Genomic DNA, 24,443 nt, shown 5'->3' with positions numbered 1-24,443 from the left:
CAATGAACCAGCTGCAACAACTGAAGCAACACAGCACCGTCGTCGCCGACACGGGCGACTTTTTGCAACTGGCCCGCTTCGCGCCGCAGGACGCCACCACCAATCCGTCGCTGATTTTAAAGGCCGTGCTGCAACCCGATTACGCGCCCTTGCTGGAAAGCACGGTCGCAGCCCACAAGCATGCCTCGCTCGACGATATCGTCGACCAGGTGCTCGTACGTTTCGGCCTGGAAATCCTGAAAGTGGTGCCGGGCCGCGTATCGACGGAAGTCGATGCCCGCCTGAGCTTTGACCGCGACGCCACCGTGGCCCGCGGACGCCGCCTGATCGCCCTGTACGAGCAAGCCGGCATTGGCCGCGAGCGCGTGCTGATCAAGGTCGCCGCCACCTGGGAAGGCATCCAGGCCGCGCGCGAACTGGAAAAAGACGGCATCTTTTGCAACCTGACCCTGCTGTTCGCATTTTGCCAGGCCGTCGCCTGCGCCGACGCGAAGGTGCGGCTGATTTCGCCGTTCGTGGGCCGCATCTACGACTGGCATAAAAAATCGCTGGGCGCGGCATGGGACGAAGCGGCGCGCAGCCTGTCCAACGATCCAGGCGTGCAATCGGTCACGCGCATCTTTAATTACTACAAGCAACATGGCATCGCCACGCAAGTGATGGGCGCCAGCTTCCGCAACGTGGGACAGATCACGGCCCTGTCCGGCTGCGACTTGCTGACCATCAGCCCTGACTTGCTGGCCAAGCTCGAAGCGTCCAACGAACCGTTCGAGCGCGCGCTGGGCGCCGACCTGGGCGCGGCGCAGCCGGCCGTCACCTACGACGAGGCGGCCTTCCGCTACGCCCTGAACGACGATGCGATGGCCACCGAGAAGCTGGCCGAAGGCATCCGCGGCTTTGCCGTCGATGCGGGCAAGCTCGATGCCATGATCGAGAAATTACGCAGCCAATAAGTTTGCACCCGGTTTTTCACCCGTAGCACCGTTTGTTTTTACAATAAAAACCCTTGGAGATCCTCATGAAAAAAGTCATTACCGCCACCCTGCTGCTGTCCGCCGCCTGTGGCGCCTTCGCCGCCGACAAACCGCTGAAATCGATCGGCGTGAGCGTGGGCGACCTGGCCAACCCGTTTTTTGTCGCGATTGGCCGCGGCGCGGAAGAAAGCGCGAAAAAGCTGGGCGGGCCCGGCGTGAAAGTCACCACGGTGTCCAGCAAGTATGACCTGAACACCCAGGTGGACCAGATCGAAAACTTTATCGCCAACAAGACCGACATCATCATCCTGAACGCCGTCGATTCCAAAGGCATCGCCCCGGCCATCAAGAAAGCGCGCAATGCGGGCGTGGTCGTGATCGCCGTCGACGTGGGCGCCGTGGGCGCTTCGGCCACCGTGATGTCCGACAACACCATGGCCGGCGACGTGTCGTGCGCCTACCTGGCCAAGCAGATCGGCGGCAAGGGCAATGTGGTGATCCTCAACGGCCCGCCCGTCACCTCCGTGATCGACCGCGTCAATGGCTGCAAGAAAACCCTGGCCGCGTTCAAGGATATCAAGATCCTGTCCGACAACCAGAACGCGGGCGGCAGCCGCGACGGCGGCATGACCGTGATGTCGAACCTGCTGACGGCCCATCCGAAGATCGACGGCGTGTTCGCCATCAACGATCCGACGGGCATCGGCGCCGAACTGGCAATCAAGCAATCGAAACGTACGGACGTGAAACTGATCACGGCCGTCGATGGCGCGCCCGATGGCCAGAACGCCCTGAAAAACAAGGCCGGCCTGTTTGCCGCCACCTCGGCGCAAAATCCGTACCGCATGGCGACCGATGCCGTGCAGATGGGCTACGACATCATGAACGGCCGTACGCCGAAGCAGACCATGGTGCTGTTGCCGACCCCGGCCATCACCAAGGAAAACGTCGCCACCTACACGGGCTGGGTAAAGAACTGATCTGCCTGACCTGAACCACGTGGCGCCGCCGGCCAGTTCGCGGGCGGCGCCAGTTTCACCAGCAAGGAAGGACAGTCATGAGCGACAATATTATTTTTGAAATGCGCGGCATCGAGAAGCGCTTCGGCGCCACGCGCGCGTTGCGCGGCGTGCACCTGACGGTGCGCAGCGGCGAAATCCATGCCGTGATGGGAGAGAATGGCGCCGGCAAGAGCACCCTGATGAAGATCCTCTCGGGCGTGTACACGCCCGATGCGGGTGAAATCCTTCTCGACGGCAAGCCGATCAGGATCCGCAACCCGGGCGAGGCCCGCGCCCTGGGCATCAACCTGATTTACCAGGAACTGAGCGTGGCCAAGAACATGACGGTGGCGCAGAACGTCTTCATGGGCAGCGAACCGCAAGGCCCGTTCTGGACCGTCAAGGGCGGCGAAATGCGCGCGCGCACGAACGCCATCCTGGCCGACCTCGGTTCCCGCTTCGACGCGGACACCATGGTAGCTACCCTGTCGATCGCCGAGCAGCAGCAGGTGGAAATCGCCCGCGCCCTCGTGCACGAAAGCCGCATCCTGATCATGGACGAGCCCACTGCCGCCCTGTCCGACCGGGAAACAGAACAATTGTTCCGCATCATCGAAGAACAGCGCGACAAGGGCCTGGCCGTGCTCTACATCAGCCACCGCATGGCCGAGGTGGAACGCCTGGCGCGCCGCATCACGGTGCTGCGCGACGGCGCCTATGTGGGCGAACTGGGCAAGGATGAGCTGGATCAAAAGAAAGTCGTGCAAATGATGGTGGGCCGCCCCGCCGACGACTTCTATGCGCACCAGCGCCGCACGACGCGGGGCGCCGAGCGCTTGCGCGTGGAAAACGTGGGCGGCGGCAAGGTCAAGCCCGCCTCGTTCGCCCTGCATGCGGGTGAAGTGACGGGACTTGCCGGCCTGGTCGGTGCGGGCCGCACGGAACTGGCGCGGCTGATCTTTGGCGCGGACAAGAAACAATCGGGGCAAGTGTGGCTCGACGGCCAGGAAGTGCACATCCACCGGCCGCTGGCGGCGATTCGCCACGGCATCGGCTACCTGCCGGAAGACCGCAAGAGCCTGGGCTTGTTCATGCAGTTGTCGGCCATGGAAAACATGTCGATGAATATCCTGTCCAGGCATGCGACGGCGGGCGTGGTCAACCGTGGCGCCCTGACCCAGCTCACGCGCGAGGCGATTGCCAACCTGAACGTCAAGGTCTCGGGCCCGGACGGCATCGTTGGAGGCTTGTCTGGCGGCAACCAGCAGAAAGTCTTGCTGGCGCGCTGGCTGGCCATCGCCCCCAAGGTGCTGATCCTCGACGAACCGACGCGGGGCGTGGACGTGGGCGCGAAGAGCGAAATCTACAAGATCATCCACCAGCTGGCGGACGCGGGCACGGCCGTCCTGTGCATTTCCAGCGAACTGGCCGAGCTGGTCGGCATCTGCGACCGCGTGATGGTGATGTGCGAAGGACGGCTGACGGGCGAAGTGACGGGCGACGATATCACGCAGGAAAACATCCTCGCTTACGCTACCCAACTGGAAGCGGCATAAAAACACCTATCAAAACCTACTGCGCGTCGCGGGTCGCGGTTTCCGATGCTCACTGACTCGGCGTCCCCGTGCTTCGCACAGTTCCGCGTCTCAACCACAACCCACTTCCGCTCGCTACGGTTTTGTTAGGCGTTTTAAGAATACGCCTTAAATAATCATTCAGGAGATAGACCATGACAACGAGTACCACCCGCGGCGCGGCACGCGCCGGCGAACCCTTCAATGCCTCGAACCTGATGCGCCGCCTGGGCATGCTGCCCGTGCTGGTCGTGCTGTACCTGGCCATGTATGGCCTGACCGTGTATTTCTCGGCCGACGGCACGTCCACGTTCATGACCAGCAACAACACCATGAACATCTTCCGCCAGGTATCGATCAACATCGTGCTGGCCTCGGGCATGACTTTCGTCATCCTGACCAGCGGCATCGATTTATCGGTCGGCTCCGTGCTGGCCGTCTCGGCCGTGGCAGGCATGCTGATGTCCTTGTCTGCCCAGTTCGCCGGCTTTTCGATTCCCGCGTTTCTGATCGTCGGCTTGCTGCTGGGCGCGCTGAACGGCGTGCTGGTCGCCCTCGTCGGCCTGAACCCGTTTGTCGTGACCCTGGGTACCATGACGGCCCTGCGCGGCGCAGCCTATCTGCTGGCCGACGGCACCAGCGTGCTGAACACGGAAATCCCGAGCTTTGAATGGATGGGCAACGGCAGCTTCCTGGCCGTGCCCTGGCTGATCTGGCTGGCCGCGGCCGTCGTGCTGCTGACCTGGTTTATTTTGCGCAAGACCACATTGGGCCTGCATATCTACGCCGTCGGCGGCAATATCCAGGCGGCACGCTTGACGGGCATCAAGGTCGGCCTCGTGCTGATGTTTGTCTACACCATCAGCGGCCTGTTCGCGGGCCTGGGCGGCGCCATGTCGGCCAGCCGTCTGTATGCGGCCAACGGCAACTGGGGCACGGGTTATGAGCTGGACGCCATCGCGGCCGTCGTGCTCGGCGGCACGAGCCTGATGGGCGGCGTCGGTTCCGTCTGGGGCACCGTCATCGGCGCGCTGATCATCGGCGTGATGAACAACGGCTTGACGATCCTGGGGCTGTCGTCGTTCTGGCAGTATGTGGCGAAAGGTGTCGTGATCGTGCTGGCCGTGATCCTGGACAAATGGCGTCAGAGCCACGCGCAGAACTGATGGTGCTGGTGGTGTCGGGTTACGTGCTTCGCACTAACCCGACCTACCATGGCCGTCACAAGCCGGCGTAGGTCGGATTAGGCCGCAGGCCGTAATCCGACAACACCTGATGGTGCTGGTGGTGTCGCGTTACGCGCTTCGCGCTAACCCGACCTACCATGGCCGTCACAAGCCGGCGTAGGTCGGATTAGGCCGCAGGCCGTAATCCGACAACACCTGATGGTGCTGGTGGTGTCGGGTTACGCGCTTCGCGCTAACCCGACCTACCATAGCCGCCATAGGCCGGCGTAGGTCGGATTAGGCCGCAGGCCGTAATCCGACAACACCGGAAGCACCGTTAAAACACCAGCCGCATCTCCACATGCGCAATCCCCGCCTCTTCAAACACCTCCCCCTGCTGCACGAAACCGTGGCGCGCATAGAATGGCGCGGCCACGGTTTGCGCGTTCAGCACCACCGCCGCATCGCCGCGTTCGCGCGCCTTGTCCATCAGCAAGGTCAAAATGGCGCCGCCCACGCCGGTGCCGCGGCCCGGCTGGCGCACGGCCATGCGGCCGATGTGGCCATCGGGCAATAGCCGGCCCGTGCCGACGGCGTTGCCCGCGTCGTCATAGGCCACGGCATGCAGGCAGACGGCGTCCATGTCGTCGAGTTCGATCTCGGCCGGCACTTTCTGTTCATCGACGAAGACTTCAAAACGGATGGCGGTGGCATCAAGGCCCAGGGTGGCCCAGTCGCCGAGGCGGATGGTGTGCTTGGTCATGGTGTAAGGTAGAAAGAGACAGGCCGTTATTGTCGCACGGCCTGCCTTTCGAGAGGGAGATCAGCTGAGCTTGACCAGCTGCTTGCCGAAGTTACGGCCTTTCAACAGGCCGATGAAGGCTTCGGGCGCGCTGGCCAGGCCCTCGGCCACGGATTCGCGGAATTTCAGCTTGCCCGTCGCCACCAGGGTACCCAGTTCCGCCAAGCCTTGCGGCCAGAATTCCGGCTGCTCGGAAACGATGAAACCGCGCATGGTGAGGCGGTTGGTGAGGATGAAGCGCGCATTGTTGAGCGGCGTCGGTTCGCCGTTGTAGCCGGCGATCCAGCCGCACAGGGCCACGCGGCCAAACGCGTTGGTGCGCGCCAGGGCCGCGTCGAATACGGCGCCGCCCACGTTTTCAAAGATGGCGTCGATGCCGTCCGGCGTGGCTGCGGCCAGGTCGGCTTCCAAGTTGCCCGCCTTGTAATCGACGCAGGCATCAAAACCCAGCTCGTCGACGACATACGCGCACTTCTCCGCCCCGCCCGCGATGCCGACGACCCTGCAACCTTTCAGTTTCGCCAGCTGGCCCACGACGCTGCCCACGGCGCCGCTGGCGGCCGATACCACCACCGTTTCGCCCGCTTTCGGCGCCATGATCTGGTTCAAGCCATACCATGCCGTCATGCCCGGCATGCCGACGGCGCCCAGGTAGGCCGACGCGGGGATGTGCGTCGTATCGACCTTGCGCAGCATCGTGCCGTCCGACACGGCCACTTCCGTCCAGCCCAGGGTCCCCACCACCGTGTCGCCGACGGCGAACTTTGGATGCTTCGACTCGAGCACCACGCCCACCGTGCCGCCGATCATGGTTTCATCGAGCGCCTGCGGCGCCGCATAGCTTTTATTCGTGCTCATGCGCCCCCGCATGTAGGGGTCCAAGGACAGATACTGGTTACGCACCAGCAATTCACCATCCTTAATGGCTGGAATTTCTTTGGTTTCCAGACGGAAGTTATCCGGCTGCACTTCTCCCGTGGGACGCGAGGCGAGGACGATGCGTTGGTAGGTGGTCATAAGGGTTCCTGTTTGTGGGGTGAATTCAGAATTTAGCCCGTAACGCAAGAGCTGGGGTCAGACCCGGCGGGTCTGACCCCGGATTTACACTTCGTAATCCATGCATTGCCGCGCTTCGCGCACGGCGCCAAAAAACGGCTTGATCTTCACGTGCTCGGGATGGTTCTGGTACGCATCGAGCGCTGCGCGGCTGGCGAATTCGCTGTACAGGACGATGTCGTAGGTCGCTTCCAGGCCCGGCTGGGCCACGGCTGCCTCGAATTTCAGGATGCCGGGGACCAGATCCGAACAGGAATCGAGCAGGGCTTTCAGTTTCAGGGCATTCGTGGCGCGGTCGGCGCCTTCGGCGTGGTCTTTGAGTTTCCAGAAAACGATGTGCTTGAGCATGGTGGCAGGCTGCTTGTTTATTAATGAAGCATTACTGTACCCGCTATCGGCGCGCCTTGCAGAAAGTGAGCGGCAAAAGAAAACGGGCGGCACTCAGGCCGCCCGCAGACTGGCTGTCAAGCAAGCATCACAGCACTTCGAACAGCCCGGCCGCGCCCTGCCCACCGCCGATGCACATGGTCACCACCACGTATTTGACGCCGCGGCGCTTGCCTTCGATCAAAGCGTGGCCCGTCAGGCGCGCGCCCGACACGCCGTATGGGTGGCCGACGGCAATCGCGCCGCCGTTCACGTTCAGGCGGTCCATGGGGATGCCCAGGGTGTCGGCGCAATACAGCACTTGCACGGCAAACGCTTCGTTGAGTTCCCACAGACCGATGTCGGCCACCGTCAAGCCCGCCTTTTTCAGCAGTTTCGGAATCGCGTAGACGGGGCCGATACCCATTTCATCAGGTTCGCAGCCGGCCACGGCAAAGCCGCGGAAGACGCCCAGCGGCTGCAGGCCTTTCGCTTCGGCCACTTTCGCGTTCATCACGATGGCCATGGACGCGCCGTCGGAGAACTGGCTGGCATTGCCGGCGCTGATGACGCCGCCGGGCATGGCGGGGCGGATCTTCGCCACGCCGTCATACGTTGTGTCGGCACGGATGCCTTCGTCGGCGGCAATCGTCACTTCGCGCGACACCAGCATGCCGCTGGCCTTGTCGGCCACGCCCATGATGGTGGTCATCGGCACGATTTCCGCGTCGAACAGGCCGGCCGCCTGGGCGCTTGCTGCGCGCTGCTGGCTTTGCGCACCGTAGGCATCCTGGCGCTCGCGCGAAATCTGGTAGCGCTTGGCCACGGTTTCGGCCGTCTGCAGCATGGGCCAGTAGACTTCCGGCTTGTGCTGCTGCAGCCAGACTTCCCTGTACATATGCGTATTCATTTCATTTTGCACGCAGGAAATCGATTCCACGCCGCCGGCCGCATAGATATCGCCTTCGCCCGCGATGATGCGCTGCGCCGCCAGGGCGATGGCCTGCAAGCCCGAGGAACAGAAACGGTTGACGGTCATGCCGGCCGTGGTGACGGGGCACCCGCCGCGCAAGGCCACCTGGCGCGCGATATTGCCGCCCGTCGCGCCTTCGGGGAAGGCGCAGCCGACCAGCACGTCTTCCACTTCTTCCGCCTCGATGCGCGCGCGCTCGACGGCGGCCGCCAGCACATGGCCGCCCAGGGTGGCGCCATGCGTCATGTTGAACGCGCCCTTCCAGGACTTGGCCAGGCCCGTGCGGGCGGTCGATACGATGACGGCTTCATTCATGCTGTGTCTCCTTGTGGGGATATTATTGGGTGGGGTGTCTGCGGAATGAGAATAGCACATTTAAGTACGGTCGTTCGCAAAGTTGGAATGATCGGCAATTTGTAAGCTTGGTGTAAGTTTCAAGCAAGCATGACGTAAGGTTCGGAGAACACACTCGCCCCAAGCTGTTGCAAGAATGGTCAAAAAGACCTCGGCACCAGTTCACTATAAAACATAGGGAGACAAACCATGGCATCACCATCCGGCTCGGCCGACGTACGGAAAATGTCCACCAAGGGAACGCCGATCACGCCCGAGGAACGCAAGGTCATCTTTGCATCCTCGCTCGGCACCGTTTTTGAATGGTACGATTTTTACCTGTACGGTTCGCTCGCATCGATCATCGCCAAGCAATTCTTCATCGGCGACCCCACCACCACCTTTATTTTCGCGCTGCTGGCCTTTGCCGCCGGCTTCATCGTTCGTCCGTTCGGCGCGCTGGTCTTCGGCCGCCTGGGCGACATGATCGGCCGCAAGTACACTTTCCTGATCACGATTCTGATCATGGGCGGCTCCACCTTCATCGTCGGCTTGCTGCCGGGCCATGCGTCCATCGGCATCGCCGCACCGATCATCCTCGTCATCCTGCGCATCCTGCAAGGCCTGGCGCTGGGCGGCGAATACGGCGGCGCAGCCACCTATGTGGCCGAGCACGCGCCTGAAGGCAAGCGCGGCGCGTTCACGGCGTGGATACAGACGACGGCAACGCTGGGCTTCTTCCTGTCGCTGATGGTCATCCTGGGCACCCGCCTGGCGACCGGCGAGAAGGATTTCGAGGCGTGGGGCTGGCGCATTCCCTTCCTCGTCTCCGTCATCCTGCTCGGTATTTCCGTGTGGATCCGCCTGGCCATGAATGAATCGCCGGCATTTGCCAAGATGAAGGCCGAGGGCAAGACCTCGAAGGCGCCGCTGACGGAAGCGTTCGGAAAGTGGAAAAACCTGAAGATCGTCATCCTGGCCCTGATCGGCCTGACCGCCGGCCAGGCCGTCGTCTGGTACACGGGCCAGTTCTACGCCCTGTTCTTCATGATCCAGACCCTGAAAGTGGACCTGGCCACGGCCAACGTGCTCGTCGCCATCGCCCTGCTGCTGGCCACGCCGTTCTTCCTGTTCTTCGGCAGCCTGTCGGACCGCATCGGCCGCAAGTACATCATCCTCGGCGGCTGCCTGATCGCCGCCCTGACCTACTTCCCGATCTTCAACGGCCTGACCCACTTCGCCAATCCGCAGCTGGAAGCTGCACTGAAGAACTCGCCAGTGGTGGTGGTGGCCGATCCCGCTTCCTGCCACTTCCAGTTCAACATGACCGGCACCAAGAAGTTCCCGTCGTCGTGCGACATCGCCACGGGCTTCCTGTCGAACAGCTCGGTGAACTACACGAAGGAAGACGCGCCAGCGGGCAGCATCGCCAAGGTACGCATCGGCACGAAGGAATTTACGTCGTTTAACGCCGTCATGACGCCGGACGGCCTGAACTTCGATGCCGAGAGCAAGGCCCATGAAGCAGCGCTGAAGAAAGAAATCGGCGCCGGTATCAAGGAAGCGGGCTACCCTGCGAAAGCCGATCCGGACCAGATCAACAAGCCGATGGTCGTCTTGCTGCTGTTCATCCTGGTGCTGTACGTGACCATGGTGTATGGCCCGATCGCCGCCATGCTGGTGGAAATGTTCCCGACGCGTATCCGTTACACGTCGATGTCGTTGCCCTACCATATCGGTAACGGCTGGTTCGGCGGCTTGCTGCCGACCACGGCCTTCGCGCTGGTGGCCTTCAAGGGCGATATCTATTACGGCCTGTGGTATCCGATCGTCGTCGCCCTGGCGACTGTCGTGATCGGCACCCTGTTCGTCAAGGAAACCAAGGACAACAATATCTACGCCGACGACTGATCTGATGCATGCCCCGGTCGCCAGGCCGGGGCCCGCAAAGCAAAACGCCGCTGACTCGTCAGCGGCGTTTGTTTTTTTAAGCAGCACATGCGGCGCAGGCGGCGGCAAGCCTATTTTTCGCTCTTGCCCTTTTTCAGCTGGTCGCGCTGCTGCACGTATTCCTGGTAGCTGGTCTGGTTGCGCTTGCGGCAGGCGTTGCGGTCGTCGAAATTATTGAGGCTGTTGCAATACTCGCCGATCTTGTCCCGGTTCGCGTCATACAGTACTTCGCAGCCAGTGATGGCCAGCAAGAAGGGAACGATCAGATATTTCATTGCTACTCTCATGGATAGGGACGGATTGCGCGAAAAAACACCAGATTGCCCGCTGGATAAGCGTGCAGCTTTATCTTAACGCGATCCTGGCGAAAAGTACAAGCGCTCGGTATTACTAAATAGAAAGGATTCCCGGCGTGCCGCGCGCCAGGGCAGCCACCTCATCAGCATCGGCATCCTCAATCAGCACCGGCATCCTCATTCAACAGCGGGTTGGCCGCCGCAAACGCCGCCAGGTGCTCGAGCAGCACGCGCACGCGGGCCGGCAGGTAGCGCCGCTGCGTCCACACGGCGTACACGTGGCGCGGCTGCGGCATCCAGTCGGGCAAGACGCGCACGAGCGAACCGCGCGCCACCTCGTCGCGGCACTGCAAAAGCGGACACAGCAGGATGCCGATGGCCGCGTCGGCCATTTCCACGGCCAGGCGCATTTCGTTGACGCGGAGGCGCGCCTGAGGTTCGATCAGCATTTCGGCGCCGTCGCCGGGCCGCCGCAAGCGCCAGCTGCGCAGCGGTTCGGCCACGATCAGCTCGTGCCGCTCGAGGTCCTGCAAGTCGCGCGGCACGCCCGCGCGCGCCAGGTAGCCGGGCGCGGCCACCATCACCAGCGCGGCGCTGCCCAGGCGGCGCTGCATCAGCGAGGAGTCATCCAGCGCGCCCACGCGGATGGCCAGGTCGGCGCCGCTGCCCACGAGGTCTTGCAGCAGGTTCGACAGTTCCAGTTCCAGGCGGATATCCGGATACTGCTGCATGAAGCTGACCCAGGCGGGCGTCAGCAAGCCGCTGGCAAAGTTCACGGGCGCCAGCACGCGGATGCTGCCCGAAACGGCCGACAGGCTGGCGTCGAGCTGCTGCGTCGCCTGCCGCAGCGCGTGCACGAGGGGACGGCACTGCTCGTAGTATTGCCAGCCTTCCGCCGTCGGCTGCAGGCGGCGCGCGCTGCGGTTCAGCAAACGGTAGCCGAGCTGGCTTTCCAGTTTTTGCAGCCGGCGCGTGACGGTGGCGGCGGGCAAGTCTTCCTTGACGGCCGCCGCATGCAGGCTGCCCGCCTCGACGATGGCGACAAACAGGGCTAGATCATCAAGCATGATTCGTCGAGCATGATTGCATTTTCGGAATTTGAAATTAAAAATATGGCTCTAGTATAGATTGCTGCAAGTTGTTACGCTGCATATCTTCACCATTTTGAAAGTGTCCCATGTCCGACGCCCTGCGCCTGCGCTGCGTATTTGCCTTCCTGATGTCGCTGGTGATGACCCTGCTGATGAGCGCCTGGGTCACCTGGCTCAATATCGGCTTGCAGGCGGACTTCCTGCCCCGCTGGCGCCATGCCTTCTTTGCCGCCTGGCCCGTGGCCTTCTGCGCCGTGATGCTGTTCGCGCCCCGCGTGCAGCTGATGACCCGCAACATCGTGGCGCGGCTGGCCCGCCACCCTTAACCGGCAGTCAACCAGCAACGGTATCACTCGGTCACTGCCGCCCACGGCCGCCCTGATCCGGGCTATGCTATGGCCGTCCTGTTTTTTACAGCGGAGTGCCCATGCTCGATCACGTATCCCTCACCGTCAGCGACCTGGAACGCGCCGAGCGCTTCTACGACGCCGTCTTTGCCGCGCTCGACGTGCCCAAGGTAGGCAGCGACCATGCCAACGCCTGGATAGGCTACGGCGAGCGCAGCGATGCACAGCACCCGAGCGCAGCTACTTTTCCGTGCGCCTGGGCCCGCAGCCCGACGACGCGCCGCGCCGCCACTGCTGCTTCAAGGCCCCCTCGCGCGCGGCCGTGGAAGCGTTTTGGCAGGCCGGACTGGCGCATGGCGGCATCGACCTGGGCGCGCCCGGCCTGCGCCACTATCACGCCAGCTATTACGCGGCCTTTCTGTTCGATCCGGACGGCAACCGGATCGAAGCCGTCTGCCACCGCGCCGAGGCCGGCTGACAGGTGGGGAAATCCGGCTCTGTTCGGCATTTCCACTTCGAGACGATTTGCCTATAATGGCTGGCACGCCATACCGGTCCGTGAACAAAGAAGGAGATTCATGCATCATCTATTCGTCGGCCGCCCCGCGCGCACCATGCTCCTCTCCAGCGCCGGCTTGCTGCTGGCAGGCTGTTTTTCCGGCTGCTCTCTGTTTCCATCCGCCCCGGCCACGCCAGGCGTGCCGGCCACTGCGGCCCTGCCCGACGCCAGCATCGCGTATACCCTGAGCGGCCAGGACGGCTTGCCCGTCGTGTTCCAGTCGGCCATGGGCGACGGCAAGGATGTATGGGCCAAGGTCGTGCCGGAAGTCGCCCGGCAGCACCGCGTGCTCGTCTACGACCGTCCCGGCTATGGCGACAGCCAGAAGACCACCACGCCGCGCGATCCCTGCACCATTGCCGCCCAGCAGCGCGCCCTGCTGGCGCAGGCGGGCCTGAAGCCGCCGTATGTGCTGGTCGGCCACGGCTTGGGCGGACTGTACCAGTATGTGTATGCCCGGCTGTACCCGCAGGACGTGGCCGGCCTGGTCCTGCTCGACCCCACGCACCCGCAGCAGTGGAACCGCCTGCAGACGGACGCGTCCACCTACGCCATGCTCGTGAAGACGCGGCGCAAACTCATGTTCAACAGTACGGAATCGGCCGAATTCGATGCCCAGACGCAATGTCTGCAACACGTCGACATGAACAGCCCGCTGCGCGTGCCCGCCATGCTGCTGGTGCGCGACAAGTTCGGCATCGAGGAAATGGGCTCGTTTGAAAACGTGGTGCGGGCGCAGGAAAAGGATTGGCAGCGCCTGTCCGGCGCGCCGGCCATCGAGCGCATCACGGGCGCCGGCTATTACATCCAGAAAGACAACCCCGTCATCGTCAACGAGGCGGTCAAGATGGTGGCGAAGAAGAAGTAAACATGCTTGCTGGCGTCCGTGGTGGTGTCGGATTACGCGGCGTGCCGCCGCTAATCCGACCTACGCCTCTACGAGGGCTCAAGAGCCGGGTAGGTCGGATTAGCGCGGCAAAGCCGCGCGTAATCCGACAATATTGTTGGCGTCGGCTTAGCTATTGAAACCCTTGCCTTCGCCCGCCAGCTTCACCAGCAGGGGCGCCGGCGTCCACGCTTCGCCATGGCGGCCTTTGGCGTAGCCGGCGACCGTATCGAGCACGTTCGGCAAGCCCACCGTGTCCGCGTAGAACATCGGGCCGCCGCGGAACAGCGGGAAGCCGTAGCCCGTCAAATACACCATGTCGATATCCGAGGCGCGCAGGGCGATGCCCTCTTCCAGGATGCGCGCGCCTTCGTTGACCAGGGCATACACGAGCCGTTCGACGATTTCCTGGTCGCCGATCTTGCGCCGCGTCACGCCGATGTCGGCGGAATGCTGAACGATCATGGCGTTGACCTGTTCCGACGGATACGCCTTGCGGTCGCCCGCCTTGTAGTCGTACCAGCCGGCGCCCGTCTTCTGGCCGTAGCGCCCCAGTTCGCACAGCAGGTCGGCCGTCTTCGAATACGTGACGTCCGGCTTTTCCACGTAGCGGCGCTTGCGGATGGCCCAGCCGATGTCGTTGCCGGCCAGGTCGCCCATGCGGAACGGGCCCATGGCGAAGCCGAACTTCTCGACGGCCTTGTCGACCTGCTCCGGCAAGCAGCCTTCTTCCAGCAGGAAGCCGGCCTGGCGGCTGTATTGCTCGATCATGCGGTTGCCGATAAAGCCGTCGCACACGCCCGAGACGACGCCCGTCTTCTTCAGCTTTTTCGACAGCGCCAGCGCCGTGGCCAGCACGTCCTTGCCCGTTTCCTTGCCACGCACGATTTCCAGCAGTTTCATGACGTTCGCCGGGCTGAAGAAATGCGTACCGATCACGTCCTGCGGACGCTGGGTGAACGCGGCGATCTTGTCCAGGTCCAGGGTGGACGTGTTCGAGGCGAGGATGGCGCCCGGCTTCATGACGGCGTCGAGCTGCTTGAACACAGTTTCCTTCACGCCCAGTTCTTCGAACACGGCTTCGATGACGATGTCGGCTTGCGCGATGTCGGCATACGCCAACGTGCCGCTGACCAGCGCGATGCGCTGCTCGGCCTTCTCTTGCGTCAACTTGCCCTTCTTGACCGTGTTTTCATAATTCTTGCGGATCGTGGCCAGGCCTTTGTCCAGCGCTTCCTGCTTCGTTTCCAGCAGCATCACGGGAATGCCCGCGTTGGCGAAGTTCATGGCGATGCCGCCGCCCATGGTGCCGGCGCCCACGATGGCCGCGCTGGCGATCGCGCGCACGGGCGTGTCGGCAGGCACGTCGGGCACCTTGCTGGCGACCCGTTCGGCAAAGAAGGCGTGGCGCAAGGCTTTCGATTCCGGCGACTGCACCAGTTGCATGAACAGTTCGCGCTCGTATTTCAAGCCGTCGTCGAATTTCATCGTCACGGCGGCCGCCACGGCGTCCACGCATTTGAGCGGCGCCGGGAACGGGCCGGACATGGCCTTGACGGTATTGCGCGAAAACTGCAGGAACGCTTCATGGTTCGGGTAATCGACCTTGCGCTCGCGCACTTTCGGCAACGGACGCACGTCGGCTATCTTCGTGGCGAAGGCCACGGCGGCGGCCAGCAAATCGGCGCCGGGGGCGATGACTTCGTCGAACAGGGCCGTGCCGGCCAGTTTTTCGGACGCCACGGGCGTGCCCGAGACGATCATGTTGAGGGCCATTTCCAGGCCCAGCACACGCGGCAGGCGCTGCGTGCCGCCCGCGCCCGGCAAGATGCCGAGTTTGACTTCCGGCAAGGCCATCTGCGCGCCAGGCGCAGCCACGCGGTAGTTGCAACCGAGCGCCAGCTCCAGGCCGCCACCCATGCAGACGCTGTGGATGGCCGCCACGATGGGCTTGGTCGACTGTTCGACGACGTTGATCAGAGTGTGCAGGGTCGGTTCCGTGAGCGCCTTGGGCGAATTGAATTCCTTGATATCGGCGCCGCCCGAAAAGGCCTTGCCGGCGCCCGTGATGACGATGGCTTTGACGGTCTCGTCCGCCAGCGCCTGGCGGATGCCGGTCACGGCGGCCGTGCGCGTCGCCAGGCCCAGACCATTGACGGGCGGATTGGCCAGGGTAATGACGGCAACGGCGCCGTTCACTTGATATTCAGCACTCATGTCTCTTCCTTATTGGTTTTGCTCAACGTATGAGGTGGTTGCAAGGGATGAAGCTTTACTATACCGCATAAAAGAACGCTCGTATTATTTTTGTACAGTGCGCACGGCCGCCAGCATGCTACGCCATGGTACAACATCGTTTGCGGATCGATTCTGCTGCCGACAGCAAACTCCGGCAGAAGCTATCAATTGGATATTCATTCAAATAACAAAACCGCAATAATAATAACGTCGTTTTATTCTGCGAAGGAATGCGTTTGTGATATGCCGGCATGGGGTAATTACGACAATTCTTACATTATTTATTCCCTCCCCTTGTTTTTCGACAGACGCTGGGGAATAATAAAATTATTGATTCAAATCAATACTCTACAATTTATCTCCTATAGGCCAAGCGCAGAAAAAACATGGGCGGCAGTTCATTGCGCACATTCTCACCGATTGTCACCAAATCACGGCCGATGCAATGACATTTTTTCCTTATACGGATAGCAGAAAAATAATAACAACAGCCTTATCGCCCCCATTCCTCTTCTCATATCGAAGGACATACTATGGACGCAGCCAGCCATGTCAGCCCCACGCAGGATCTGGACTTAGAAGCGATAAATACTGCATTGAACCGTGTCCAGGCCGTCATCGAATTCGAACTCGACGGCACCATCCTGCATGCGAATGACAATTTCCTGCGTGTCGTCGGATACAGCCTGGCCGAGGTGCAAGGCAAGCACCATGCCATCTTCTGCGATCCCGAGTATGTAAAAACGGCCGAATACGCCAACTTCTGGGCCAAGCTGGCACGCGGCGAATTCGACCAGGGCGAATACAAGCGCCGCGCCAGGGATGGCCGCGAAGTGTGGATCAACGCTTCCTACAACCCCATCCTCGACGCGGACGGCAAACCGTATAGAGTCATCAAGTTCGCCACCGACATCACGGCCAGCAAGCACCGCAACGCCGATTATGAAGGCAAGATCGACGCCATCAGCAAGGCCCAGGCCGTGATCGAGTTCCGGCTCGACGGCACCATCATCCGCGCCAACGACAATTTCCTCAAGTCCGTCGGCTACACGCTCGACGAGATCGAAGGCAAGCACCACCGCATGTTTTGCGAGCCCGAGTACGCCAAGAGCGCGGAGTACGCGCAGTTCTGGCAAAAACTGGGCAAGGGCGAGTTCGACGCAGGCGAATACAAGCGCCTCACCAAGGACGGACGCGAAATCTGGCTCAATGCCTCGTACAACCCCATCTTTGACGCGGAGGGCCGCCCCTTCAAGGTGGTCAAGTTCGCCAGCGATGTGACGGCCCTGAAAAAGCGCAATGCCGAATACGAAGGCAAGGTCAGCGCCATCGGCAAGGCACAGGCCGTGATCGAATTCGACATGCAGGGCAAGGTGCTCGATGCCAACGGCAATTTCCTCGCCGTCATGGACTATGACTTGAGCGATATCCAGGGCGAACACCACCGCATGTTCTGCGAGCCCGAGTATGCGGGCAGCGCCGAGTACAAGAAATTCTGGCAAAAACTCAACCGGGGCGAATTCGACGCGGGCCGCTACAAGCGCCTGGGCAACCATGGCAAGGTGGTGTGGATACAAGCGACCTACAACCCCATCCTGGACCTGAACGGCAAGCCGTATAAAGTGGTCAAGTTCGCCATCGACATCACGGACCAGGTGAACCTGGAAAACAGCATCCAGGCCAAGGCCGCCAACGACAGCCGCAAGGTCAATGCCCTGCTCGACTCGGTGGCGCGCGCGGCGCAAGGCGACCTGACCTGCCATATCGTGCCCGAAGGCGGCGAACCGATCGATTTGCTGGCCGGCGGCATCAGCAAGATGATCGTCGACTTGCGTGGCGTCATCGGCAACGTGGTATCGGCGGCCAACGGCTTTGCCGAGGCTTCGCACACGATCGCCGAACGGGCCACGGGCGTAGCCGTGGGCACGCAGGCGCTGGGGGCCACGGTGGAAGAAATGAACGCCTCCATCGACGGCTTGACGTTTTCCATCAATTCCATCGCGGAAAACACCTCGAACGCCGATTCGCTGGCGAAAGCCACGCAGCAGGAAGCGGAATCGGGCGCTCGCGCCGTCGCCAAATCGATCGAGGCGATGGACCTGATCAACCGCTCGTCGGAAGACATCGGCGAAATCGTCAAGGTCATCAGCGAAATCGCCAACCAGACCAACATGCTGGCCTTCAATGCGGCCATCGAGGCGGCGCGCGCGGGCGAGCACGGCCTGGGCTTTTCCGTCGTCGCCGACGAAGTGCGCAAGCTGGCCGAGCGTTCCTCGCAGGCGACCAAGGAAATTTCCAAGCTGATCAACGAATCCGTCAAGCGGGTGTCCACCGGCAGCGAGATTTCGCGCCAGGCCAGCGACGCCTTCGACAAGATCGTCTCGGGCGTGGCCAAGACCACGCTGGCCATCTCCGATATCTCGAAGGCGGCCAACGAGCAGCTGCTGACGGCGCGCGAAGTGTCGACGGCGATCCAGTACATCGCCGAGGAAACGGAAAAGTCGGCCGCCAACTGCGACAGCATCGCCCGCTCGACGGATGGCTTGAACGAGCGCGCGGGCAGCCTGAACCAGACTGTCTCCGGCTTCGTGGTGTAAGCCATGAGCCACGCGGCCACCTTGACGCCCGAGGTGCTGACGACCCTGATCGCCCTGGTGCGCCAGCATACGGGCATCGCCATGACCGCGCGCAAGAGCGTCTTGCTGGAACGGCGCTTGCAGCCACGGCTGCATGCGCTGTCCCTGCACAGCTACCAGGCTTACCTGGACCGGGTGGCCAGCGACCGCGACGAGGTCGCCCATTTCATCGACCTGGTGACCACCAACGACACCCTGTTCTTCCGCACGCCGCAGGTCTGGGACTACTTCCGCGACCGCTACCTGCCCGCCTGGGCGCGCGCCCATCCCGACGGCTGCCTCGCCATCTGGTCGGCGGCCGCCGCCAGCGGCGAGGAGCTGTATTCGATCGCCATGCTGTGCGAGCAATTCAAGCTGCAAGTGCCCGCCTTCCGCTACCAGATCCTGGCCAGCGACATTTCGCAGCAGATCCTCGCGGCGGCAAAGGCCGGCCAGTACAGCGGGCGCTCCGTCGAGCGCATCCGATTGTCGCACCCGGACTTGCTGCGCAAATATTTCTCGCCCGCGCCGTATGGCGTCAAGGTCAACGACGAGCTGCGGCAACACGTCATCTTTGCCCAGCATAACCTGCTCGAAGCGCTGCGCCCGGCGCGCCAATTCGACCTGGTGTTCCTGCGCAATGTACTGATTTATTTCGACGCGGTGCACCAGGAAACCGTGCTGCGCCAGACGCGCCTGAGTCTCAAGGATGAAGGCCGGCTGATTCTGGGCGAGTCGGAAACCATCGCCCGCCTCGGTACCGGCTATCAGTTCGAATTTCCCATGATTTACAAGGCGGGCAGCGCATGAGCATCATCATCGAACATGGCCTGGCGCCGCAACATGTTGGCATGGGGCAACTTAGCGTCGGTACGCATGGAGAGCAGCTGCAAGCCTTGCTCGGCTCCTGCATCGGCATCGGCTTCATCTGGAAAAACGGCCCCTGCTGCGGCCTGGCCCACTGCTTGCTGCCGGAAGCGCCCGGGGCCGAGCATGCCCTTGGCGCCCGCTATGTGAGCCAGGCCGTGCCCTCGCTGCTGCGCCTGATGGGCGTGCGCCAGGCCGATTATGCCGATATCGAGGTGGTGCTGGCAGGCGGCGCCAGCATGTTCGGCCCCGCCCACGTCCACGGCCGCCTGCAGGTGGGCCGGCAAAACGCGGAAGCGGCGCAAAAATACCTGGCCCAGTGCGGCTTGCACGTCAGTTTTTGCGCGCTGGGAGGCCGCCACGGCCGCCAGCTGCTGATCGATTGCGCCCGGCACAGCTACGCCGTCACCGAGGTGGTGGCACCACCCGAATGGATTCCACGCAAGGAAGGCGCATATGGATATGCATGAAGCGACGGGCTTGCAGGCCCATGGCGCAAGCGACACGGCCGCCGAACTGTTCGGCTCCTTCCACCTGGGCGGCGATGAATTCGCCCTGCCCGCCAGCTGCATCCGCGAAGTGGTGAACTACCCCGCGAAAGTCACGGCCCTGCCCCTGTCGCCCGCCTATCTGGAAGGCATGTTCACCTTGCGCGGCAGCGTCATTCCGGTGGTCAACCTGGGGCGCTTGTTCCGCGCCGATGCGCCGCGCGCCGTGGGCACGGACAAGATCGCCATCCTCGATTTCCAGCAAGTACTGATCGGCATCGTCTTCCAGGATACGGGCGAAATCCTGCGCGTGCCCGCCAGCGCGCGCAGCGCCCTGCAATATGCGGCCAGCGACAGCCAGGCCGTCATCGCCGGCACGATTTTGCTCGATGGCGGCGCGCGCCTGCTGCAGATACTCGACCCGCACGCCCTGCTGCGCATCGAAAACGTGCCCCACGTATTGGCGCTGCAGGCGACGGGCGCCAAGCTGAGCACGGCCCGCTACCATGCGCAAAGCGAACGCCGGCAATGCGTCAGCTTCCATGCGGCCGGCGCCACGTTTGCCTTCGAAATGCTGGCCATCCAGGAAATCATCAAGGTGCCGGAACTGCACAGTTCCGTGCTGAACAACGAACTGTGCCTGGGGCGCATGCATTTCCGCGGCAACCAGGTGGCCGTCGTCGACTTCGGCGCCCTGCTGCAGGCGCCTGCGTACGACAAGGCGGCCAGGGAAGCCACGCCGGACCAGCGCGTCATCGTCGTGCGCCTCGACGGCACGACCGTGGGCTTCCTCGTCGACTCCGTCGACAGCATCGTGCATTTCTTTGGCGACCAGGTGTTGCCGATTCCCCTGCTGAGCAAGGCGCGCGCCGCCATGTTTGCCGGCTGCATCACGAAAGAGGGCCTGGGCGACATCATTTTCCTGAACCACAAGGACATCCTGTCGCAGGCGGAGATCGTCGAGATGCGCGACGGCCACGCGCGCCTGTACCCAGCCGACACGGAAATGGGCGCCGCCACGCACAAGGCGCGGCGCCGCGTCTACATTACGTTTACAGTGGAAACCCGCTTCGCCGTGGAAATCGGGCAAGTGCGCGAAATCATCGATTTCAGCCACGCCATCACCACGCCGCCGGGGATGCCGGCCTGCATGCTCGGCATGCTCAACTTGCGTCAGCAAATGATCAGCATCATCGATCTGCGCCAGCTGTATGCGATGCCGGCCCTGCCGGACGCCAGCAGCGGCAAGATCTTGATCGTGGAACGGGGCGCCGAACGCTACGGCTTTCTCGTCGACCACGTCGACAACATCATGACCATTTCCGACAGCCAGCGCTTTGCGGCGCCGCAAATCATCCGCACGGGAGAGCATGACGACTTACGCAGCGAAATGGATGAAATGATCGACATCGGTACGGATGCGCAGCGCCAGACCCTGTCCGTCTTCCAGTGCGATCATCTGCTGGAAAAGCTGGAGACGGCGCTGCCGCGAGCGGCCTAGGATTCCTTACATCCCCGGCAACTGGTGTCCCTTGAACTGCTCGCGCAGCTTGTTCTTCTGGATCTTGCCCGTGGCGCCCATGGGCAAGGCGTCGATGAACAGCACGTCGTCGGGCGTCCACCACTTGGCGATCTTGCCCTCAAAGAACTGCAGCAAGGCGTCGCGCGTGACCGTCATGCCGGGACGCAACACCACGACGAGCACGGGACGCTCGTCCCATTTCGGGTGGAACACGCCGATGCAGGCCGCCTGCAGCACGGCCGGGTGGGCCATGGCCAGGTTTTCAAGGTCGATGGTGCCGATCCACTCGCCGCCCGACTTGATCACGTCCTTGCTGCGGTCCGTGATCTGCATGTAGCCGTCCGCATCGATGGTGGCCACGTCGCCCGTGGGGAACCAGCCATCCTGCAGCACTTCGCCGCCCTCGTTCTTGTAGTACGAGGAAATGATCCACGGCCCCTTCACCAGCAGATGGCCATACGCCACGCCATCCCATGGCAATTCCTTGCCGTCATCGTCGACGATCTTCATGTCCACGCCGTAGATCGCATGGCCCTGCTTTTGCAGTATCTTGCGCTGCTCGTCCTTCGGCAAGTCCAGGTGCTTGGTCTGCAAGCCGCCCGCCGTGCCCAGCGGCGACATTTCCGTCATGCCCCAGGCGTGGATGACCTCGATGTCGAACTTGTCGATCAGGGTATCCATCATGGCCGGCGGGCACGCCGCGCCGCCGATCACCGTGCGGCGGAAGGTGGAAAACGTCAAGTTATTCTGCAAGGCGTGGTTCAGCAAGCCCAGCCAGACGGTGGGCACGCCGGCCGAGAACGTCACTTTTTCCGCCTCGAACAATTCATACAGCGACTTGCCGTCCAGCGCCGCGCCGGGAAACACCATGCGCGCGCCGGACAGGGGCACGGAATACGGCAAGCCCCAGGCATTCACGTGGAACATGGGCACGACGGGCAGCACCGTGTCGGAGGCGCGCACGTTCAGGGCGCTGGGCATGGCCGACGCATACGCGTGCAGCACGGTCGAGCGGTGCGAATACAGGGCGCCCTTGGGATTGCCCGTCGTGCCCGACGTATAGCACAGGGTGGCGGCCGAGTTCTCGTCGAACAAGGGCCATGCGTAGTCGTCCGAATGCGTGGCGATCAAGTCTTCATAGCACAGCAGGTCGGGGATGGTGCTGCTGGCGGGCATCCGCTCGCGGTCGCACATCAGCACGAAATGGCGGACAAAGGTGCAGTCGGCGGCGATTTTCTCCACCACGGGCAAAAAGGTCAGATCGAACAATAAAACCTGGTCTTCCGCGTGGTTTGAGATGTAGGCGATCTGGTCGGGAAACAGGCGCGGATTGATCGTGTGCAAGACGGCGCCCGAGCCGGACACGGCATAATAGGCTTCCAGGTGGCGGTAGCCATTCCAGGCCAGGGTGGCGACCCGGTCGCCCATGCCGACGCCGAGGCCATGCAAGGCATTGGCCAGCCGGCGCGCGCGCTGGTGGCAATCGCGGTAGGTGTAGCGGTGCATATCGCCTTCCACCCGGCGCGAAATGATTTCGCTGCCGCCATAATGACGCGCTGCAAACTCGATAATGCTGGAAATCAGCAGGGGCTGATTCATCATCTGGCCCATCACTGGACTCAAGGGGAATGCCGACATCGTGTCTCCTGGGGTGGCTACTCGGTTATTGTTGGAATTGACAGATTTTTCCTAGTTTCGTACGGTCGTGCGGAAATCGTCAACGCATTTCGATATTGCGCTGCAGCATGGAATTTTTGATTCCGTTTCCAGCCGCATGGGCAAGCGCCACGCGCCTTGGCGCGGTGCGGTAAAATCGCATTCCAGGCTGGCGCACCTTGCCGGTCCACCTTATTTGACTGGAATTGCCATCACCGCTCATACCTTACCACTGGATAACGCCTTTGCGGCCCTGCCGCCCGCGTTCTATACGCGCTTGATGCCCACGCCCCTGCCCGCCCCATATTTCGTGGCCGCCAGCGCCGCCGCCGCCGCCCTGATCGGCCTCGATGCGGCGCGTCTGGCCGAGCCTGATTACGTGGCGCTGCTGGCCGGCAATGCGGTTGCCGAGCGCTCGCAGCCCCTGTCGGCCGTGTATTCGGGCCACCAGTTCGGCGTCTGGGCCGGCCAGCTGGGCGACGGCCGCGCCATCCTGCTGGGCGATATCGCCACAGCGAGCGGCCCCATGGAGCTGCAGCTGAAAGGCGCCGGCGCCACGCCGTATTCGCGCATGGGCGACGGGCGCGCCGTGCTGCGCTCGTCCATCCGCGAATTCCTGTGCTCGGAAGCCATGGCGGCGCTCGGCATTCCCACCTCGCGCGCGCTGGCCATCATGGGTTCGCAGCAAGGCATCATGCGCGAAACGGTGGAAACGGCGGCCGTCGTCACGCGCATGGCGCCCACGTTTGTGCGCTTCGGCTCGTTCGAACACTGGTTTTACCGCAAGCAGCCGGACGAACTGAAAATCCTCGCCGATTACGTGATCGACAGTTTTTATCCCGAGTTGCGCGTCGCAGCAAATCCATACCAGGCCTTGCTGGCCGAGGTCTGCGTGCGCACGGCGCACATGATCGCGCAGTGGCAAGCCGTCGGCTTCATGCATGGCGTGATGAATACGGACAATATGTCGATCCTGGGCCTGACGCTCGATTATGGCCCGTTCGGCTTCATGGAAGCGTTTGACGCGGAACACATCTGCAACCATACGGACCAGCAGGGCCGCTATTCCTATGCCAACCAGCCGCAAGTGGGCCACTGGAACTGCTATGCGCTGGGCCAGGCTTTGCTGCCCTTGATCGGCGAAGTGGAACTGGCGCAGGCGGCGCTGGACACGTACCAGGGCGCGTTCGCCGAGAAAATGAATAGCTTGCTGCGCGCCAAGCTGGGCTTGCAAACGAGCCAGGACGGCGATACGGCCTTGTTCGACAACATGTTTGCGCTGATGCAAGCCAATCATGTGGATTTCACGAACTTCTTCCGCGCCTTGTCTACACTGCAGGTGGCAGCGCCCGAACATGACACCATGCTGCGCGACATGTTCATCGACCGGCCCGCCTTCGATACGTGGGCGGCGACGTACCGCGCGCGCCTCTTGCTGGAAAACAGCGTCGATGCCGAACGGCAAGCGGCCATGAACGGCGTCAACCCGAAATACGTGCTGCGCAACTATCTGGCGCAAGTGGCCATCGAGAAAGCCCAGCAGCAGGACTACACGGAAGTGGCGACATTGCTGGAAGTTTTGCAAAAGCCATTTGACGAACAGCCCGAACACCAGCACTATGCGGCCCTGCCGCCCGACTGGGCCAGCCACCTTGAAGTCAGTTGCTCATCCTGAGGAGTCAT

At 62.5% G+C, this 24,443-nt stretch carries 21 protein-coding genes; 13 read left to right on the top strand and 8 right to left on the bottom strand.

Annotation, left to right across the window (positions count from 1 at the left end):
- Window positions 1–2: 2 nt before the first annotated feature.
- The 4 genes from tal (at window position 3) to OX462_RS13535 (ending at window position 4,715) form a co-directional block, all read left to right on the top strand.
- Window positions 3–953, top strand: a complete 951-nt coding sequence (tal, locus tag OX462_RS13550) for a transaldolase (protein WP_409028676.1) — start codon at window positions 3–5, stop codon at window positions 951–953.
- Between the two features lie 65 nt (window positions 954–1,018).
- Window positions 1,019–1,954, top strand: coding sequence for an ABC transporter substrate-binding protein (locus OX462_RS13545; RefSeq protein WP_121669532.1), 936 nt, complete (start codon window positions 1,019–1,021; stop codon window positions 1,952–1,954).
- A 77-nt stretch (window positions 1,955–2,031) separates the two neighbouring features.
- Window positions 2,032–3,531 (top strand): sugar ABC transporter ATP-binding protein, encoded by a 1,500-nt coding sequence (locus OX462_RS13540; RefSeq protein ID WP_409028675.1) that lies wholly within the window; start codon window positions 2,032–2,034, stop codon window positions 3,529–3,531.
- A gap of 173 nt (window positions 3,532–3,704) precedes the next feature.
- A complete protein-coding gene (locus tag OX462_RS13535) occupies window positions 3,705–4,715 on the top strand; it encodes an ABC transporter permease subunit (RefSeq protein WP_070218357.1) in 1,011 nt (336 codons plus the stop codon).
- 337 nt (window positions 4,716–5,052) lie between these two features.
- Here OX462_RS13535 and OX462_RS13530 read toward each other — a convergent pair whose 3' ends face one another.
- The 4 genes from OX462_RS13530 to OX462_RS13515 form a co-directional block, all read right to left on the bottom strand.
- A complete protein-coding gene (locus OX462_RS13530) occupies window positions 5,053–5,478 on the bottom strand; it encodes a GNAT family N-acetyltransferase (protein WP_070218358.1) in 426 nt (141 codons plus the stop codon).
- Window positions 5,479–5,538: 60 nt separating this feature from the next.
- Window positions 5,539–6,534, bottom strand: a complete 996-nt coding sequence (locus OX462_RS13525; RefSeq protein WP_230503034.1) for an NADP-dependent oxidoreductase — start codon at window positions 6,532–6,534, stop codon at window positions 5,539–5,541.
- Between the two features lie 84 nt (window positions 6,535–6,618).
- Window positions 6,619–6,921 carry a Dabb family protein gene (locus OX462_RS13520; protein WP_070218360.1) on the bottom strand — a complete coding sequence of 101 codons (303 nt, stop codon included), beginning with the start codon at window positions 6,919–6,921 and terminating at the stop codon, window positions 6,619–6,621.
- A 127-nt stretch (window positions 6,922–7,048) separates the two neighbouring features.
- Window positions 7,049–8,227: an acetyl-CoA C-acyltransferase gene (locus OX462_RS13515; RefSeq protein ID WP_409028674.1), complete on the bottom strand. Its 1,179-nt coding sequence runs from the start codon at window positions 8,225–8,227 to the stop codon at window positions 7,049–7,051.
- Between the two features lie 228 nt (window positions 8,228–8,455).
- Here OX462_RS13515 and OX462_RS13510 point away from each other — a divergent pair, with 228 nt between their 5' ends.
- Entirely contained in the window at window positions 8,456–10,156 is a 1,701-nt protein-coding gene (locus tag OX462_RS13510; protein WP_070288491.1) for an MFS transporter, read from the top strand.
- 110 nt (window positions 10,157–10,266) lie between these two features.
- Here the strand turns inward: OX462_RS13510 and OX462_RS13505 are convergent, their stop codons facing one another.
- Complete coding sequence (locus tag OX462_RS13505) at window positions 10,267–10,470, bottom strand: hypothetical protein (RefSeq protein WP_070218363.1); 204 nt, start codon at window positions 10,468–10,470, stop codon at window positions 10,267–10,269.
- 179 nt (window positions 10,471–10,649) lie between these two features.
- Entirely contained in the window at window positions 10,650–11,558 is a 909-nt protein-coding gene (locus OX462_RS13500; protein ID WP_409028673.1) for a LysR family transcriptional regulator, read from the bottom strand.
- A gap of 110 nt (window positions 11,559–11,668) precedes the next feature.
- Between OX462_RS13500 and OX462_RS13495 the strand changes: the two genes are divergently transcribed.
- The 3 genes from OX462_RS13495 (at window position 11,669) to OX462_RS13485 (ending at window position 13,356) form a co-directional block, all read left to right on the top strand.
- Window positions 11,669–11,908, top strand: a complete 240-nt coding sequence (locus tag OX462_RS13495) for a DUF2798 domain-containing protein (RefSeq protein WP_409028672.1) — start codon at window positions 11,669–11,671, stop codon at window positions 11,906–11,908.
- Window positions 11,909–12,179: 271 nt separating this feature from the next.
- Complete coding sequence (locus OX462_RS13490; RefSeq protein ID WP_409028671.1) at window positions 12,180–12,407, top strand: VOC family protein; 228 nt, start codon at window positions 12,180–12,182, stop codon at window positions 12,405–12,407.
- 100 nt (window positions 12,408–12,507) lie between these two features.
- Window positions 12,508–13,356, top strand: coding sequence for an alpha/beta fold hydrolase (locus OX462_RS13485; protein ID WP_230503029.1), 849 nt, complete (start codon window positions 12,508–12,510; stop codon window positions 13,354–13,356).
- Between the two features lie 147 nt (window positions 13,357–13,503).
- On the opposite strand, the gene OX462_RS13480 is transcribed toward OX462_RS13485, so the two are convergent.
- A complete protein-coding gene (locus tag OX462_RS13480; protein ID WP_409028670.1) occupies window positions 13,504–15,591 on the bottom strand; it encodes a 3-hydroxyacyl-CoA dehydrogenase NAD-binding domain-containing protein in 2,088 nt (695 codons plus the stop codon).
- A gap of 617 nt (window positions 15,592–16,208) precedes the next feature.
- Between OX462_RS13480 and OX462_RS13475 the strand changes: the two genes are divergently transcribed.
- The 4 genes from OX462_RS13475 to OX462_RS13460 are packed head-to-tail and all read left to right on the top strand — an operon-like array spanning window position 16,209 to window position 21,083.
- Window positions 16,209–18,209 (top strand): methyl-accepting chemotaxis protein, encoded by a 2,001-nt coding sequence (locus tag OX462_RS13475; RefSeq protein ID WP_409028669.1) that lies wholly within the window; start codon window positions 16,209–16,211, stop codon window positions 18,207–18,209.
- Window positions 18,210–18,212: 3 nt separating this feature from the next.
- Window positions 18,213–19,037, top strand: a complete 825-nt coding sequence (locus OX462_RS13470) for a CheR family methyltransferase (protein WP_409028668.1) — start codon at window positions 18,213–18,215, stop codon at window positions 19,035–19,037.
- Window positions 19,034–19,564: a chemotaxis protein CheD gene (locus tag OX462_RS13465; RefSeq protein ID WP_121669543.1), complete on the top strand. Its 531-nt coding sequence runs from the start codon at window positions 19,034–19,036 to the stop codon at window positions 19,562–19,564. The genes OX462_RS13470 and OX462_RS13465 overlap by 4 nt, the downstream gene beginning before the upstream one ends.
- Window positions 19,551–21,083: a chemotaxis protein CheW gene (locus tag OX462_RS13460; RefSeq protein WP_409028667.1), complete on the top strand. Its 1,533-nt coding sequence runs from the start codon at window positions 19,551–19,553 to the stop codon at window positions 21,081–21,083. Before OX462_RS13465 ends, OX462_RS13460 begins: the two co-directional genes overlap by 14 nt.
- 6 nt (window positions 21,084–21,089) lie before the next feature.
- Here OX462_RS13460 and OX462_RS13455 read toward each other — a convergent pair whose 3' ends face one another.
- Window positions 21,090–22,742, bottom strand: a complete 1,653-nt coding sequence (locus OX462_RS13455; protein ID WP_070218371.1) for a 3-(methylthio)propionyl-CoA ligase — start codon at window positions 22,740–22,742, stop codon at window positions 21,090–21,092.
- A 214-nt stretch (window positions 22,743–22,956) separates the two neighbouring features.
- On the opposite strand from OX462_RS13455, the gene OX462_RS13450 reads away from it, so the two are divergent.
- On the top strand, window positions 22,957–24,435 hold the full coding sequence (locus OX462_RS13450; protein ID WP_227741972.1) for a protein adenylyltransferase SelO: 1,479 nt from the start codon (window positions 22,957–22,959) through the stop codon (window positions 24,433–24,435).
- Window positions 24,436–24,443 lie beyond the last annotated feature (8 nt).

This window comes from Janthinobacterium aestuarii, from assembly GCF_046113285.1.
GTDB lineage: Bacteria > Pseudomonadota > Gammaproteobacteria > Burkholderiales > Burkholderiaceae_D > Janthinobacterium.
The sequence above is the reverse complement of the archived record's forward strand: the minus strand, read 5'-3'. Positions and strand labels throughout refer to the sequence as shown.

Bases quoted from the DNA above. Each gene is read 5' to 3' on its own strand.
- OX462_RS13500 (WP_409028673.1), bottom strand. From the start codon at position 11,558: ATGCTTGATGATCTAGCCCTGTTTGTCGCCATCGTCGAGGCGGGCAGC.
- OX462_RS13530 (WP_070218358.1), bottom strand. From the start codon at position 5,478: ATGACCAAGCACACCATCCGCCTCGGCGACTGGGCCACCCTGGGCCTT.
- OX462_RS13510 (WP_070288491.1), top strand. From the start codon at position 8,456: ATGGCATCACCATCCGGCTCGGCCGACGTACGGAAAATGTCCACCAAG.
- OX462_RS13540 (WP_409028675.1), top strand. From the start codon at position 2,032: ATGAGCGACAATATTATTTTTGAAATGCGCGGCATCGAGAAGCGCTTC.
- OX462_RS13455 (WP_070218371.1), bottom strand. From the start codon at position 22,742: ATGTCGGCATTCCCCTTGAGTCCAGTGATGGGCCAGATGATGAATCAG.
- OX462_RS13535 (WP_070218357.1), top strand. From the start codon at position 3,705: ATGACAACGAGTACCACCCGCGGCGCGGCACGCGCCGGCGAACCCTTC.
- OX462_RS13465 (WP_121669543.1), top strand. From the start codon at position 19,034: ATGAGCATCATCATCGAACATGGCCTGGCGCCGCAACATGTTGGCATG.
- tal (WP_409028676.1), top strand. From the start codon at position 3: ATGAACCAGCTGCAACAACTGAAGCAACACAGCACCGTCGTCGCCGAC.
- OX462_RS13470 (WP_409028668.1), top strand. From the start codon at position 18,213: ATGAGCCACGCGGCCACCTTGACGCCCGAGGTGCTGACGACCCTGATC.
- OX462_RS13515 (WP_409028674.1), bottom strand. From the start codon at position 8,227: ATGAATGAAGCCGTCATCGTATCGACCGCCCGCACGGGCCTGGCCAAG.
- OX462_RS13460 (WP_409028667.1), top strand. From the start codon at position 19,551: ATGGATATGCATGAAGCGACGGGCTTGCAGGCCCATGGCGCAAGCGAC.
- OX462_RS13505 (WP_070218363.1), bottom strand. From the start codon at position 10,470: ATGAAATATCTGATCGTTCCCTTCTTGCTGGCCATCACTGGCTGCGAA.
- OX462_RS13525 (WP_230503034.1), bottom strand. From the start codon at position 6,534: ATGACCACCTACCAACGCATCGTCCTCGCCTCGCGTCCCACGGGAGAA.
- OX462_RS13520 (WP_070218360.1), bottom strand. From the start codon at position 6,921: ATGCTCAAGCACATCGTTTTCTGGAAACTCAAAGACCACGCCGAAGGC.
- OX462_RS13545 (WP_121669532.1), top strand. From the start codon at position 1,019: ATGAAAAAAGTCATTACCGCCACCCTGCTGCTGTCCGCCGCCTGTGGC.
- OX462_RS13485 (WP_230503029.1), top strand. From the start codon at position 12,508: ATGCATCATCTATTCGTCGGCCGCCCCGCGCGCACCATGCTCCTCTCC.
- OX462_RS13495 (WP_409028672.1), top strand. From the start codon at position 11,669: ATGTCCGACGCCCTGCGCCTGCGCTGCGTATTTGCCTTCCTGATGTCG.
- OX462_RS13480 (WP_409028670.1), bottom strand. From the start codon at position 15,591: ATGAGTGCTGAATATCAAGTGAACGGCGCCGTTGCCGTCATTACCCTG.